This window comes from Glaciihabitans sp. GrIS 2.15 (assembly GCF_035984695.1).
Classification (GTDB): Bacteria; Actinomycetota; Actinomycetes; order Actinomycetales; family Microbacteriaceae; genus Lacisediminihabitans.
Window position 1 is genome coordinate 135,983 of sequence record NZ_JAXCHU010000002.1, and the last position, 14,481, is coordinate 150,463.

Below are 14,481 nucleotides of genomic sequence, written 5' to 3' on the forward strand. Positions count from 1 at the left end.
AGGCGCCTTTGATGGCGAATCTCCTGCGTTTTGGGCGAGCGGTGCGGCAAGGCAACCCTGTGCAGGTTTCCTGGCGACGAAGGGCGCGTTCAACATCAGTATTCCGGTCCAGCGCACCTTCAACATCCAGAATTCGGATGATTCGGGGCCGGCGTTATGTCGAACGCTATCGACGCGCGGGTGACGCGTGCACAGAGCCCCGACCGATAAGGCTCAGTACATCAGCCCCGTCAGCCGACGACGCGCGGCGACGACGCGCGGGTCATCCCCTCCGGCGATCTCGAAGAAGTCGAGCAGGCGGGTGCGAACCCGGTCTTTGCCCGCTTGATCGAGGGTGGGAAAGAGCTGGAGGAGTCGACCGAACGCATCGTCGAGATGCCCCCCGGAGGCGTCGAGGTCGGCGACGGCAAGCTGGGCGTCGATGTCCGTGGGGCCAGCAGCGGCCGCATCCCGAATTTCAGCGGCCGACGCCGTTCCGAGGCGGGCGAGCAGGGACACCTGGGCAAGGCCTGCCACAGCAAGCTGGTCTCGCGGGTCCTGGGCGATGGCCGTTTTGTATTCGCGGATGGCTGTCTCGAAGTCACCAGCGGCGATCGCTTCGTAGGCTTCCTGGTGGTGCGGCGGTAGCGGCTCCTCCAGGGGTTCGGCCGGCTCGGCCCCCGGCTCCGATGGCGTCACGGTGCCGGTCACGTTCTGCTGGGCGGCCAGGGTGAGCAGCTGGTCGAGCACCTGTTTCACATCCGCCTCTGGCAGGTCTCCCTCATAGAGCGCAATCGGACGTCCGCCGATCACGGCGGCGACGGTCGGAGCCGCGGCCGCGTGGAACGCCTGGGAGAGCTGGGGGTTGGCCGCGGCATCCACCGTGGCGAGCACGAGGCGACCCGCGTAACCGGTCACAGCGCGGATGAGAGTGGCCGATGGCTCGCCAACGTACAGCTCCACGACCACCGGTACGGTCTGGGAGAGATCCAGGATGCCGGTGAAGGACGCGTCCGACGACTCAAGCACGAGCGACGGAACGGTGGTAGCCACGCCGGGCGCAGCGCCAGCCGGGGCAGCCGGGGGACGGACAAGCGACGAGAGGTCGACGGCGCCACGCAGATTTGCGCGGCTAGCGGGGGGAATCGAGGTCACGGGAGCTCCTTAGCCGAGGTGAGACCGGTCGCGAAACCGAGTAGCGAGATCTTCTGGGTTTTGCTGAGCGCGCTCGGTACGTAAAAAAGCAACTGATCGCCGTAGACGGCCACAGTGCCCTTGGTGGAGCCGGTGACTCCCGAAAGGGTCTTCACCTGGCCCTCCGTATTCACCGCGGCGCCCGCTTCTGTCGGCGTTACGGTGACGGATTCATTGAGATACACCGCGACGACCGCTCCGGAATCGTTGCTACCGAGAGCGATGCTGTCGTAGGCCCCAACAGCGTTGGCGAATTCCATTTTGGCTTTCGCAGGCAGCGCGGCTTGGAGGGATTTGCGATACTCAAGCCCGATCAGCCCGATGAGCTTGTCGTTCGAGGTGTCGAAGTACTTCGCAGATTCACTCGTGGGACCTTTTTCGAGGATGTCCCCATAGGCGAGAGCGATCTTCGACGGCTCAAGCTCAAGCAGTTTGCCGTCCGGAGGGAGACGGGGTGCGCCGACCTCCTTCGCTGCGAGCTTCGGCAGCACCACTCCGGCCTGAAGTGACGTCGCATACTGAACCTTGTATTCGGAGCGCGGCGTCTTCTGCTCCAACATGAGCCCCACCGGCGGCACCTTCTTGTCGGTGGGGTTCACAACGACGGTGAAGACCGCGCGTGGCCACTTGTCGTTCTGTTGCGGCAGGATCACCGTTGCGGCAGCCGCGGGAATCGCGGCGAGGGCGGCCTGCGTTCCATCGACCTTGCGGATGGCGTAGTTGGCCGTACGCAGGTCAAGGGCTGGCCCCTCGAATCGAGTCTTCGCAAGTTCGACATCCTTGTCAGCGTCAGCTTTAGCCGCCACCGCAGAGATCTTCGAGATGATCACTTTCAGCTGGGGGACAGTAACTACAGGAGGCTTCTGGTCTGACGCAGAGCCCGTCACCGAGGCGGTCGGTGTAGGAGTGGCCGAAGCAGCACCGCTCATGAAGTCAGGCCAGGAGTTGGGAGAGCATCCACTGAGCGAGAGCCCACCAATCAGCAGCACTGGCACGATCGCGACCATGCGCCGGCGATTGGACCGGCGCCCACCGCTCGGCACCACGGCCCTGGGCTTCCGTGGTCGATAGCTACGCTGGCGGGGTACTTTGGGCATCTTGGGAGTCTTCCGACGAGGTCCGCGGGAACGGCGCAAGTGCGCAAGTCCCCACAGATAGAGCGCGAGACCGACGATCAACAGCACGATTCCGCTGACGATCAGCGGGCCAGACCAGGGGGTGCGGTTATCGAGTGGCCAGCGGATGGAGAGGTTACTCGGCGCGGCACTCGAGCCGTCGGAGACAATGATCACAGAAATGTCGTCCGGAACGTTCACGGTGAAGTTGAGACTGTTGGTCTCGCTGAACTCGTCGAGCCAGAGATCAGAACCCTGCGGATTGGGCACATTCGAGGACTTGCCGGTGATGAGCTTGGTGGTGAGAGACGACTTATCGCGGTTGAAACCGACCCTGTTGTAGCTCGTGTCTCCCACCCAGGCCATCACGTCTTCGGTGCGACCATAGGCGGCGAAGATTTTCTTCGCGCCAGTGATCTGGACCTCCTGGCGGCCAGGGAGCGACTTGAGGGTCGACGAACTGACGACAGTGACGCGAGCCTTGGTGGTGAAGCTCTCTGAAGCGGTGACGCTATCGGCTTCGGCAAGCACAGTGCGCTGGGCGATGCCGTAGGCGATGAGCCCGAAAGCGATTACGAAACTGATGATCGCGGCGATGAAACGCACGTTGGTTACTCCTCTCATGGTGCCGTGAGCGACCGGCGACCAGTATCCCCCGCGGCACTGCCGCCGCAGCGCGGAAGCGGTGGAGGGTGGTACTGGGGCGACACCGGGAGACCCGAGGACTGACGCGAAAGTCGTCATTAGCAGCAGGCAAAGACATTCCAGAATAGCCTATCGACCCTGTGAGGCTCCGCGCCGTCACCCGCGAGACCCGGTCAACAGGGCGTTCTTGCCCCCGAATCGCCCCCTCAGGTCCGTCGCCTCTCAGGCTAAACTCGGATGGTTCCGGCCACGTCCCTGCGCGTGCCCGGTCGAATTGACTCACGAGGAGACAGCGTGGCCACTGACGACGAAACCTTCACCACTGCTATGCGCGGGTACAACCGCGACGAGGTGGACACTGCGATCCAGGACCTTCGGCGTGAGCTGATCAAGGCAAACAGTGACAAGGCCGAGGCCGCCAAAGAGCTCAAGCGGCTTCACGCAACCGTCGACGACCTCCAGGCGGAGATCGAAGAGACCGGCAGCCCAACCTATAGCGGACTCGGCACGAAGCTCGAGAACACGCTCCGGGTCGCCGAGGAGCAGTCGACGAGACTTATTAGCCAGGCCGACATCGATGCCGAGAAGCTGCGGAGCGGCGTCCAGGCCGAGGTCACCAAGTTGCGCACCGACGCGCTGGAGAGTGCCGAGAAGAGTGTCGCCGATGCGCATTCCACCGTCGGTCGCATCCTCGACTCTGCGAATTCGGAGGCGTCTGAGCTTCTTGAGCGCACGCGGGCCGAGGCGGAGGCCATCACCCAGGATGCACTGCGCGACGCGGCCGCTATTCGTGGCGCTGTCGCTACCGAAGCTGCCGAAGCGCGCGCCACTGCCAAGCGAGAATCTGCCGCCGTGCGTGCCGAAGCCGAACGCGAGGCTGCAGAGCTCAAGGCCGTCGCCAACCGCGAGGTGAGCGAGTCCCGGGATGCCGCAGCAGCGCTTGCCCGCGAGACCGAGCTTGGCCGTACCGAGTTCACCAGCGAGGCCGAGAAGCAGTGGGGTGACTTGGCCCGCGATACCGAACAGCAGCGCACCGACCTCGACCGTGGCACCGAGGCGGCACGAATCGAGTTGGCGCAGTCCACTGAGACACAGCACGCTGAGCTCGCCAGGGAGATCGACGAGGCCCGCACCGCGTTCGAGCTCGACAGCACTGAAAAACGCAATGATCTCGAGAACGAGACGGCGGATGCCCACAATGCCCTCGCTCGTCGCACGGCCGAGACTCGCGCCGGGATCGAGCAGGAGACCACCTCAGCGAGAGCTGCTCTCGAGCAGGAGACCGAGGCGGCGCGTGTCGCTCTCGAGCAGGAGACCGAGGCGGCGCGTGTCGCTCTCGAACAGGAGACCGAGGCCGCCAGAGCCGCCCTCGAGTTGGAGACCACCACGGCACGTGATGCCCTCGCACTCGACACCGCGGTAATGCGCGACGCGCTCGATCAGGAGACGGTCGTCGCGCGAGCCGCTCTCGAGCAGGAGACGGCAACCGCGACCGCGCAGGTGCAGCAGGATCGCTCTGCGGCCGCGGCCACCATTGCGCAGGACGCGAAAGCGGCTAAGGCCACGCTCGCGCTCGAGTCAAAGCGGGCCCGCGCCGAACTGCAGCAGGAGACCACCGGAGCCCGCGCGAAACTCGATGCGGAGCTCACCGCGGGTCGAGCCGGTCTCGAGCATGACGTGGAGGAGCAGCGCACCAATGTGGCCCGCGAAGTGGAGCAGCTGCAGGCCGACGTCACCCGCGAGGTGGAACAGACCCGCGCCTCGCTCACCCACGACACGGCCGAAACGCGAACCAGGCTTGCTCTCGACTCCGAGCAGGCGCGCACCGATCTCGACGTCGAGTTGAAGGCCCGCCGGGACGAGGCCGAGAAGGAGTTCCTGGCGAAGCACCAGGAGGCAGTTGCCCAGACCCAGAAATACCTTGACGAAGCGCGGGCGCAACTCGCCGATGCGGTGCGCATCACGGGTGAGAAGCGAGTCGAGGCCGACGCGATCGACGTGGATGCCAAGGCCGAGGCCCGTGAACTTCGCGACCGATCCGGCACCGAAGCCGCAGAGATCCTCTCGAATGCCGAGGCTCGCTCGAAGGCGATGATTAAAGATGCCGAGAAGCGCACCGCAGATCTCGTTACCGACGCGGAGGAACGTCTCTCGCAGATTCGTATCGAGCGCGAGGCTGTGGCTGGTTACTTCGAGAGCCTGCGGACGGTACTGTCACAGGCAGAGAAGGTTGCGACCGACAAGTAGCCGCTGATCAGGCAGCCTTTCCACTACTTACGGGAGTTGCATGAAGATTCAAAACGCCTTCCGGCTTGGCCTGCTCGGCGGTCTTGGCGTGCTCGTTGCCGTCGGTATCGGTGGAGCGGTGGCGTCGCTGTCGACGATTCTCACCTACATCGGGGCAGCGTTGTTCCTCGCCCTCGGTATCGACCCCGCGGTCTCCTGGCTCGAACGCCACAAATTCCCGCGCGCGCTCGCCATCCTCACCGTGCTCGTTGGCATCCTCGCCGTCTTCGTCGGGCTGATCTTCGCCGTCGTGCCGGTGATCGTCGACCAGGTCAATAACCTCCTCTCCAGCCTTCCCGATTTCATTGCGACGGTCTCCAAGTTGGGCTGGATCAAGGCCACCCAGAAGAACCTGCCGGACTGGATCCAGTTGAACGACCTGATCACGCAGTCCGGAAACTGGCTGCGGAGCAACGTGTCGACGATCGGTGGAGGCCTACTGTCAGTTGGCGTCGGCATCGCGAGTGGCGTCACAGGGTTCGTGATCATCCTGATCCTCACCCTCTATTTCGTCGCGTCGCTATCGAGCATGAAGCGCGGCCTCTACCGCCTGGTGCCTGCGTCGAAGCGGGCTCGATTCTCCGATCTCGCGGAACAGATCAGCGCTTCGGTCGGCCGATACGTGGTTGGCCAGGGCACCATCGCCCTCGCCAACGGCGTCGCGAGCTTCATCTTTCTGTCGATCGGCCAGCTGTTCGGCGCTAAATACCCCGCCCTGTTCGCCTTCATCGCCTTCCTGTTCGCTCTGGTGCCCCTCGTCGGCACCCTGTCCGGCAGCGTCCTGATCACCCTGAGCACTCTCCTGTTGGCCGGTCCGGGCCCGGCCCTCTGGGTCGGCGTCTACTACGTTATCTACATGCAGATCGAGGCATACGTGATCAACCCGCGCGTGATGAGCCGGGCCGTGAAGGTACCGGGAGCAATTGTGGTCATCGCCGCTCTCGCTGGCGGTGCGCTGCTTGGTATCCTCGGGGCGCTCATCGCCATCCCGGTGGCCGCCTCGGTTCTTCTTATCATCGACCAGGTGATCGTACCCAGGCAGAACGAGCTTTAATCCGGTCTATCCCCGCGGCGCCATCGGCCAGGACGTGGGGAGGGGGAGCGCCGCCGGGTTGAGCCGCTGCACCACCTCAGTGAGCACGCGGCGCGTCTGGGACTCCCCCACCCACAGGTGTTTTCCTCCGTCGACGACGACGAGGTCGATGTCGGGCACCACGGCGAAGCGCTGCCTAGCTTCCGTTGGGCGCAGATAGTCGTCAAGTTCGGGGATCACCGCGACCAAGCGCTTTCCACTGCCCGCCCAAGCGCCGATCTCGGCATCCGTCGCGCGATGAAGCGGCGGCGAGAGCAGGATCGCGCCGACGATCGGATGCTCAAGACCGTACTTGAGAACGACCTCGGTACCGAAAGACCAGCCGAGCAACCACGGTCGAGGGAGTTTGCGCGTCGCCACCAGGTCCATTGCGGCGGCGAGATCATGCCGCTCGTCGAGGCCTTCGCCGAACGAACCGCCCGAGATACCCCGCGGCGAGGATACGCCTCGGAAATTGAAGCGCAGCACCGCGAGACCGGCGAGGGCTGGCAACCGGCCAGCCATCTTGCGGATGATGTGGGAGTCCATGAAGCCACCGGCGGTGGGCAGCGGATGCAGTGCAACGATCGTCGCGACCGGGTCCCGGTCGAGCGGCAGTGCGAGCTCACCCACGAGGGTGAGCCCGTCGGAGGTGTGCAACTCCACGTCCTCCCGTAGGGCGGGCAACTCGACCCCACCCCGTATCTCGATGCCGGTCACGTGATCTTCCAGCAGTGAGGGTGCCAATGGCGGCGGGCCGCGAGGGCCTCCGCCTCGCCCATCAACCCATCGGCCCGCCACGCCACGATATGTGGCGTCCGTGGCGTGATCTCGAGGCCGCAGCCCGGGCAGGTGTAGATCTTGCGTGCGGATGACGCCGAAATCGACTGAACATTCCAGAGCCCGTCGCGGCGGGTCTCGGTGCGCAAGCTGCCTAGCAGGGCACGCGAGATGTCGTATTCCTCATCGTCGCCAGCCCCGCCTGCCCCGGTACGAGGTCCACGAGGGCGGTTCGAGCGGGGCATGCTTCTACCCTAACGAGTGCCAGAGGCTCGGTCACCTCGGCCTCTCTGCCGATCAGGAGGACCTGGCCTCAGTACCAGCCCGCGGACTGGCTGTGCCCCCAGGCGTCGCAGGGGGTGCCGTAACGCCCAGAAATGTAGTTAAGCCCCCAGGTGATCTGCGTGGCGGGGTTGGTCGCCCAATCGGCGCCAGCTGATGCCATCTTGGATCCAGGGAGGGCCTGCGGGATGCCGTACGCTCCACTGGGGTTGGCCGCGTACACGTTCCAGTGCGACTCGCGATTGAAGAGAGCGACGAGGCAGGCGAACTGGTCCTCGCCCCAGCCGCGAGCGATCACCATGTCGTGACCGATCGCCTGCGCTGAACCCGGATCCGGTGTGCCGACAGCCGGGGCACCCGCGCTTCGCACAACGCTCGCAACGACTACGGGATCCTTCTTCTTCTCGGTCACCTTGTAGTTGTCGCGCACAACTGCCTCAGTTGTCACCCCAGCGATGGCCAGAGTCTGTACTTTGCGCTCTGCGGCCCGGGCGTCGGCGAACGAATTTTGCACCTGGTTGGGAGCAATGGTCAGCACGAGCACAAGACCTGCTGCCGCGAGGAAGGAGAGGACTGGAAGGAGGCGACGTGCCCGCAGGTGCTGCCCTCGAGCGGCAACCCCGGCTCCGCGTGATGCGACCTGGGGCGAGAGATTCTGCGCTCGCCTACCCATAGGACAAAGAGCCTAGCCGAAGTGGCGACGAAAAACCCATTCGCGGTCAGCGGACCGCAAGCATCACCGTGATGACCGCATCAAGAAGCAGATCGACCTGCGCCTCCCGATACCCGCCTTTCTTCGGTCGGAAGGCCACCGTGCGCACCTCGTCAACACTCATCGGCCGGCCGTCCTGGAAGTAGTTCGTGAGGCGCGATGCGAAGGCATCCACGTCTGCGCGGTGATAGCCGTTACTGAGGGAACCGACTCGGTCGAAGCGGTGACCGACGGGTCGCGACAGACGCTCAAGGATGTCACGAGCGATGCTGCGTGCCTCGGTGTACCAGGCCTCGTCCCCGCTCAGTTGGATGGCGCGTTCCCGTTCTCGACCGGCGAATGCATCTTCCAGGCGCTCGAGAGCCGCATCCACGTGGGCGGGGGAATAGCCGCCCTTCTGCAGCGAGAAAGCCATCCGGCGGATATTCGTCGCGTTCACCACAGCGGGCTCGTTCGACCCCGCGGAATAGGCGCGACGGGCTTCTTCGAGGAAGTCCTCGACCTGGTCGACGCTATAGCCGCGCCGAGACTTGCGGATGCGGGGGAAGGTTGTACTCACGCGACCATTGTGCCCTACGCGTCAGCTAATACCGTTCACCTGAAGATCACGAAGAGAACATAGGCCGCCGCCGCACTCGGCAGGATCGAGTCGAGCCGGTCAAGAAACCCGCCGTGCCCGGGCAGCCAGGTGCTGATGTCCTTGATGCCGAGATCGCGCTTGATGAGCGACTCGGTAAGGTCCCCGATTGTTCCCGTGAAGACCATCACCGCGCCAAAAATGAGCCCAAACCACCACGGTTCCTGCAGCATGAAGAGGGAGACGAGCACCCCGGCGACCAGAGCGGTCACGACAGACCCGGCAAAGCCCTCCCAGGTTTTCTTGGGGCTGATGCGAGGGGCCATCGGATGCTTGCCGAAAGAGAGCCCAGAAGCATAAGCGCCGATGTCCACCGAGATTACGACGAGAAGAAAGGCGAGAGCCCACCACTCTCCGCCGTCCTTGGCCGCGAGAAGCACCGCGAAACTGCCAAGGAAAGGCACGTAGACCTGGATGAAGGTGCCGGCGGCGACATCCTTCCACAGGTCCTGAGCATTGGCCCTGTGATTCTTACCGAGGCTCTCGGCCAGCCGCCAGAGGGCCACGAATACGATCCCGCCAAGCACGACGAGCCACCGTCCTTGGCCGCCAAGGTAGAACGCCGCGGGCACCGAGGCAAGGCCGGCGATCACGCTCGGCCAGCGCGGCACATCGCGTCCGGCGAAACGAAGCGCGCTGGCGAGCTCGAACGTCGTGAACCCGATGAGCGCGCCCGTGAAGATCATGAACAACGACTTGTTGAAGATGAGGCTGCCGATAAGCAGCGCGCCGAGCCCCACACCGATGAGGATGGCCAGCGGCAAGTTTCGCCCGGTACGCGCCTCGATTTTCACCGTGGTCGCGTCGATCTGGGCACGGGTCGCCGCAACCTGCGCTCTGAACTCTTCTTCGAGCACGTGGGCGCGCGCTTCGATTTCTTCGCGTTTCGCGCGACCGCGGCTCTTCTTTACGGGGGCTCGTTCGCTTGGCTCAGTCATTCAAACCTCGAGAAGCTCGGCTTCCTTCTTCTTCAGGGCGTCATCGATCGCGTCGATGTGCGCCTTCGTCAGCGATTCGAGTTCCTTCTCGCCACGAGCCACTTCGTCGTCACCGACTTCGGTCTTCAGCCCGTCGAGGTCGTCCTTCGCCTTGCGTCGGATATTACGAATCGACACCTTGGAATCCTCACCCTTGGCGCGCACGATCTTCACGAACTCGCGGCGACGCTCCTCGGTAAGCTCCGGAAGTGTGACGCGGATGATCGTGCCATCGTTGCCGACATTGGCCCCGAGGTTCGGTGCGGTCGCGATCGCCCGCTCGATGTCTTTCAGCGAACCCTTGTCGTAGGGCGTTATCAACAGCGTTCGCGCTTCGGGGTTATTCATTCCCGCGAGCTGGCCAAGCGGAGTTGGCGTGCCGTAGTAGTCCACCAGGATCTTCTGGAACAGCGCGGGGTTGGCACGGCCGGTACGCACGTTGCTGAAGTCATCTTTTGCGGCTTCGACGGACTTGTGCATCTTCTCTTTGGCTTCGGCCAGGACATCGGAAATCACGAACGGTCTCCTTCGAGGGGGATGGGACTGGATTGAGTTTAGTTGGACACGCCTTCGTTGGAGACCAGGCTAATTGGAGACCAGCGTGCCAATGCGATCGCCCCGGATCGCCGCCGTTACGTTCCCGTGCGGCTCCATCCCGAACACGACCATGGGCATCCGGTTGTCCATGCAGAGGCTGAACGCAGTGGAGTCCACGACTTTGAGCCCCTTCACCAGTGCCTCCTGGTACGTCACGTGCTCGAGCTTCTTCGCGTCGCGGTTGGTACGGGGATCAGCGTCGTACACGCCGTCTACGCCGTTCTTGGCCAGCAGCACGACATCCGCGTTGATCTCGAGGGCGCGCTGTGCCGCGACGGTGTCGGTGGAAAAGTAGGGAAGTCCCGCTCCGGCACCGAAGATGACCACCCGGCCCTTCTCTAAATGCCGCTCCGCGCGACGAGGGATGTACGGCTCGGCGACCTGGGTCATTGAGATGGCAGACTGCACCCGGGTCTCGGCGCCGGCCTGTTCAAGGAAGTCCTGCAGCGCGAGGGCGTTCATGACCGTGCCGAGCATCCCCATATAGTCCGCTCGCCCACGGTCCATCCCGCGCTGACTGAGTTCGGCGCCGCGGAAGAAGTTGCCGCCGCCCACCACGATGGCGACCTCGACATCCGTCGCCGCCGCCGCGATCTCCTTAGCGAGCGAGCTCACTATGTCGGGATTGACCCCAAGGGAGCCACCGCCGAATGATTCGCCGGAGAGTTTCAGCAGAACCCGTCTCTTGCGCGCGCTCGTCATGTCTGCTCCTTCGTCGTGGCCTCCTTCAGGCTACCGGATGCCCGGTCACGGGCTATTCGTGCAACCGGGCTATGCGCATCCGCTCCCCGCACCCGCCCCTCGCCCAAGCGCACGCGCTTGCCCACGGCATCGACTTGGTAGTTGTTGCGACTTGTGCACCCTTCCAAGTCGCAACAACTACCAAGTCGATGCGAGGGAGGACGGGACACGCAGCGGCCGAGGGCGCAGAGAAGCCCGGACCGCGTGCGCGATCCGGGCTTCTCGACGGAGAGTGGTGGCTAGGCGCCGACCTTGAAACGGGCGAACCCCTTCACGGTGAGGCCGGCATTTTTCAGCACTGTCGCGACGGACTGCTTGTTGTCGCGCGCGTAGTCCTGCTCCGGGAGCACAACCTGCTTGAAGAACCCGTTGACTCGACCCTCGATGATCTTGGGAAGCGCGGCCTCCGGCTTACCCTCGCCGCGGCTAATCTCCTCGACGATGCGACGCTCGGACTCGACCTGCTCCGTCGGCACCTCATCGCGGCTCAGATACAGCGGATCGGCAAACGAGATGTGCTGCGCAATGCTGCGAGCGGTCTCCGCGTCGTCTCCCGAGTATCCGACGACCACTCCTACCTGGGGCGGCAGGTCCTTGTTGGTTTTGTGCAGGTACACGGCGAACTTCTCACCCGAGATGACGGCCACGCGGCGCAAGACAATTTTCTCGCCAAGAATGGCCGCCTCGTTGCTGATCAAATCGGCGACGGTCGCCGAGCCGGTCGGGGCCGCGAGGCCCTCTTCCGGAGTGGATGCTGCGGCGGCGACGATCGCGTCGAGAACGGTGTCGCCGAGGGTCACGAACTTCTCGCCTTTTGCGACGAAGTCGGTCTCACACGACAGCTCGATGAGCGTCGTGGTCGAGCCGTTCTCCTTCGCGGCGACGAGTCCCTCACTGGTGGAACGGTCGGCGCGCTTGGCATTTCCCTTCGCACCCTTCAGGCGCAGAAGCTCGGTGGCCTTGTCGAGGTCACCGCCAGCCTCGACGAGAGCATTTTTGGTTTCGACCATCCCGGTGCCGAGGCGCTCGCGAAGGGTCTTGAGGTCTTCAAGGCTGAAATCGGCCATGGAGAAACGTTCCTTACTTCTTGGCGGCAGCAGGCTTTGCTGCAGCGGGCTTGGCGTCGGCGGGCTTGGCAGCAGCAGGCTTAGTAGCAGCAGGCTTGGAGTCAGCAGGATGTGACTTCTCGGCAGTGGTGGCTTCGGCCTCGATCTTGGCCTCGGCATCCGCGTCGGAGACAACGTGGTGCTCAGGCAGGATGGTGGCGTCAGCGGCTCCCTCGTGCTTTGCGACGATGGCGTCCGCGTCGTTCTCCTCGACCGGCACCTCGGAGGCGATGACCGCGGCAACAGCCTCGGTGTTCGAACCGGTGGACGTGACAAGACCGTCGACGGCCTCGATCTTCTCGGCCTCGGTGGAGGGGGTCTCGGATGCTCCGAGGAGCTCTGCTTCCCACTCGGCGAGCGGCTCGACGGCCGAGACGTTGCCCGTGCCCTCTTCGGCCTTCTGGTGGCGCTGGATCAGGCCCTCGGCTGCGGCATCCGCGATGATGCGGGTGAGGAGGCCGACGGAACGGATCGCGTCATCGTTGCCGGGGATCGGGTATTGGACCTCGTCGGGGTCGCAGTTGGTGTCGAGGATCGCGATGACCGGGATACCGAGCTTGTGCGCCTCGTCGATCGCGAGGTGCTCCTTTTTGGTATCGACGATCCAGATCGCGGACGGGGTCTTCGTGAGGTTGCGAATCCCACCGAGCGAGCGCTGCAGTTTGATGAGCTCGCGGCGCTGGATGAGCAGTTCTTTCTTGGTATAGCCACGCGTGGTGTCGTCGAAGTCGATCTCCTCGAGTTCCTTCATGCGAGCGAGACGCTTGGAGACCGTCTGGAAGTTGGTGAGAAGGCCACCGAGCCAACGCTGGTTGACGAACGGCTGGCCGACACGCTGCGCCTGCTCCTGGATCGAGCCCTGGGCCTGCTTCTTGGTACCGACGAACAGGATGGTTCCCCCGTGCGCGACGGTCTCCTTGACGTAGTCGTAGGTCTTGTCGATGTACTGAAGCGACTGCTGGAGGTCGATGATGTGGCTTCCCGAACGCTCGGTCAGAATAAATCGCTTCATCTTCGGGTTCCAGCGGCGCGTCTGGTGTCCGAAGTGGACGCCGCTGTCGAGCAGCTGGCGAATGGTGACAACGGCCATGAGCCGTCTCCTTTTCTGCGCACGCAGATACTCTCCGCAGGCGCTGTTTCAGTTTTTTCTGGCCACCGGTCGACGGCCAATCCTGGTGCCCGACACACGTCCGCCCGACCCATCGGAATGGGTGGAGACTGGTGGAGGTGTGTCGCATCCAAAGATGCCGTGAGCACGCGTAGTCACCTCGCCATAAGCGGGATGCTGTAGTGATAGTACCACCGGGCGAGGTTCGTTCGCTCTCATCCTCCCCACAACCCCGAGCGTTGATTTCTTCCCAGCTTCGCGGATGACGCGGACCTCCGGCCCCACGTCGACGGAGACTATGCACGTGTTGTCCTCGTTCGCGGCCGCCCGGCCGACCCGGCTTAGTCGCCTGGTGATCCTGAGTGTGCTCCTGTCGGCATCGGTCTCCCCCGTGCCGACGGTAACGCCCGCCGCGGCGGGGACAACCGCCAGCTGGGCCTGGCCGGTACCCGTTCCCCATCCGATCGAGCGTCCATTTATTGCCCCGGAAAGCGCCTACGGCGCGGGACACCGGGGCATCGACATTTCCTCGACCGATGAGGCTGTAGTCACGGCACCAGCGGATGGCGTCGTCTACTTCGCCGGGGTGGTGGTGGACCGGCCTGTGCTGTCCATCGCGCATGCGGATGGCCTGGTCTCAAGCTACGAACCCGTCGAATCCGACCTGGCACAGGGCACAACCGTGCGGCGCGGTGACAACGTCGGTCACTTGCTCCCGGGCCATTGCTCATCTATCTGCCTTCATTTCGGCGTGCGGCTCTACGGACAGTACGTGTCGCCACTCAACTACCTCGGCGGAATCCCGCCCTCGGTGCTTCTGCCGACCCGGTCCTTACCGCTCCCGCCATGACGCACTCGAACGGTGACTATCGTTGGAACAATGATCAGCCGACGCGATGCCGCCAAGCGCCTCGACATCCCGCTCGACATGGCACAGCGCCACGACATTCCGGGCTGGGTTTCGGAAGAGGCCCTCGCAGCGCTCGAGAAGGATCCGCCTCCTTGGCTCCTGCAGTCCCGCGCGAATCGCCGCTCAGGGGGGCGGCCCGTCTGGGTGACGCTGAGTTGCGACATCTGCGGTCACAGCGAGTCGGTGCGCCCGAAGAAGTGGTGGCCGGAGTTCACCTACCTCAGCTGCTCCGACCACAACATCTGGGATCTGCCCGAACCGGCCGCGGGCCTCGCCCGTCAGGAGTTCGACGAGATCGGCGGGTTCTTCGTTGGGGTCGTCGACAGCTGACTCGCTGTGA

15 protein-coding genes are annotated in these 14,481 nt (G+C 64.1%); 4 read left to right on the plus strand and 11 right to left on the minus strand.

Annotated elements, in window-relative coordinates; genetic code table 11:
- Positions 1-213: 213 nt before the first annotated feature.
- Together RCH11_RS03020 and RCH11_RS03025 are read right to left on the minus strand one after the other, a co-directional pair.
- Positions 214-1,134 (minus strand): tetratricopeptide repeat protein, encoded by a 921-nt coding sequence (locus RCH11_RS03020; protein WP_327055517.1) that lies wholly within the window; start codon positions 1,132-1,134, stop codon positions 214-216.
- Complete coding sequence (locus tag RCH11_RS03025) at positions 1,131-3,032, minus strand: hypothetical protein (RefSeq protein ID WP_327055518.1); 1,902 nt, start codon at positions 3,030-3,032, stop codon at positions 1,131-1,133. The genes RCH11_RS03020 and RCH11_RS03025 overlap by 4 nt, the downstream gene beginning before the upstream one ends.
- 195 nt (positions 3,033-3,227) lie before the next feature.
- Here RCH11_RS03025 and RCH11_RS03030 point away from each other — a divergent pair, with 195 nt between their 5' ends.
- Together RCH11_RS03030 and RCH11_RS03035 are read left to right on the plus strand one after the other, a co-directional pair.
- On the plus strand, positions 3,228-5,180 hold the full coding sequence (locus RCH11_RS03030; protein WP_327055519.1) for a DivIVA domain-containing protein: 1,953 nt from the start codon (positions 3,228-3,230) through the stop codon (positions 5,178-5,180).
- A 40-nt stretch (positions 5,181-5,220) separates the two neighbouring features.
- Positions 5,221-6,273: an AI-2E family transporter gene (locus RCH11_RS03035; RefSeq protein WP_327055520.1), complete on the plus strand. Its 1,053-nt coding sequence runs from the start codon at positions 5,221-5,223 to the stop codon at positions 6,271-6,273.
- A gap of 6 nt (positions 6,274-6,279) precedes the next feature.
- Here the strand turns inward: RCH11_RS03035 and RCH11_RS03040 are convergent, their stop codons facing one another.
- The 9 genes from RCH11_RS03040 to rpsB all read right to left on the minus strand — a co-directional run bounded on the left by RCH11_RS03040 (position 6,280) and on the right by rpsB (position 13,213).
- Positions 6,280-7,002, minus strand: a complete 723-nt coding sequence (locus RCH11_RS03040; protein ID WP_327055804.1) for an alpha/beta hydrolase — start codon at positions 7,000-7,002, stop codon at positions 6,280-6,282.
- Positions 7,003-7,007: 5 nt separating this feature from the next.
- Positions 7,008-7,316: a hypothetical protein gene (locus RCH11_RS03045; RefSeq protein WP_327055521.1), complete on the minus strand. Its 309-nt coding sequence runs from the start codon at positions 7,314-7,316 to the stop codon at positions 7,008-7,010.
- Between the two features lie 68 nt (positions 7,317-7,384).
- The gene (locus tag RCH11_RS03050) at positions 7,385-8,026 is read right to left on the minus strand and encodes a transglycosylase SLT domain-containing protein (RefSeq protein WP_327055522.1); all 642 of its coding nucleotides are present in this window, start codon (positions 8,024-8,026) and stop codon (positions 7,385-7,387) included.
- A gap of 46 nt (positions 8,027-8,072) precedes the next feature.
- Positions 8,073-8,624 carry a DivIVA domain-containing protein gene (locus RCH11_RS03055; protein ID WP_327055523.1) on the minus strand — a complete coding sequence of 184 codons (552 nt, stop codon included), beginning with the start codon at positions 8,622-8,624 and terminating at the stop codon, positions 8,073-8,075.
- Positions 8,625-8,659: 35 nt separating this feature from the next.
- The gene (locus RCH11_RS03060) at positions 8,660-9,640 is read right to left on the minus strand and encodes a phosphatidate cytidylyltransferase (RefSeq protein WP_327055524.1); all 981 of its coding nucleotides are present in this window, start codon (positions 9,638-9,640) and stop codon (positions 8,660-8,662) included.
- Positions 9,641-10,195 (minus strand): ribosome recycling factor, encoded by a 555-nt coding sequence (frr, locus tag RCH11_RS03065; protein ID WP_327055525.1) that lies wholly within the window; start codon positions 10,193-10,195, stop codon positions 9,641-9,643.
- A 69-nt stretch (positions 10,196-10,264) separates the two neighbouring features.
- Positions 10,265-10,978 (minus strand): UMP kinase, encoded by a 714-nt coding sequence (gene pyrH / locus RCH11_RS03070; RefSeq protein WP_327055526.1) that lies wholly within the window; start codon positions 10,976-10,978, stop codon positions 10,265-10,267.
- 278 nt (positions 10,979-11,256) lie between these two features.
- Entirely contained in the window at positions 11,257-12,084 is an 828-nt protein-coding gene (tsf, locus tag RCH11_RS03075; RefSeq protein ID WP_327055527.1) for a translation elongation factor Ts, read from the minus strand.
- A 13-nt stretch (positions 12,085-12,097) separates the two neighbouring features.
- Positions 12,098-13,213 (minus strand): 30S ribosomal protein S2, encoded by a 1,116-nt coding sequence (gene rpsB, locus RCH11_RS03080; protein ID WP_327055528.1) that lies wholly within the window; start codon positions 13,211-13,213, stop codon positions 12,098-12,100.
- 322 nt (positions 13,214-13,535) lie between these two features.
- Here rpsB and RCH11_RS03085 point away from each other — a divergent pair, with 322 nt between their 5' ends.
- Positions 13,536-14,081 carry a M23 family metallopeptidase gene (locus tag RCH11_RS03085; protein ID WP_327055529.1) on the plus strand — a complete coding sequence of 182 codons (546 nt, stop codon included), beginning with the start codon at positions 13,536-13,538 and terminating at the stop codon, positions 14,079-14,081.
- Between the two features lie 30 nt (positions 14,082-14,111).
- Positions 14,112-14,471, plus strand: a complete 360-nt coding sequence (locus RCH11_RS03090) for a hypothetical protein (protein ID WP_327055530.1) — start codon at positions 14,112-14,114, stop codon at positions 14,469-14,471.
- Positions 14,472-14,481 lie beyond the last annotated feature (10 nt).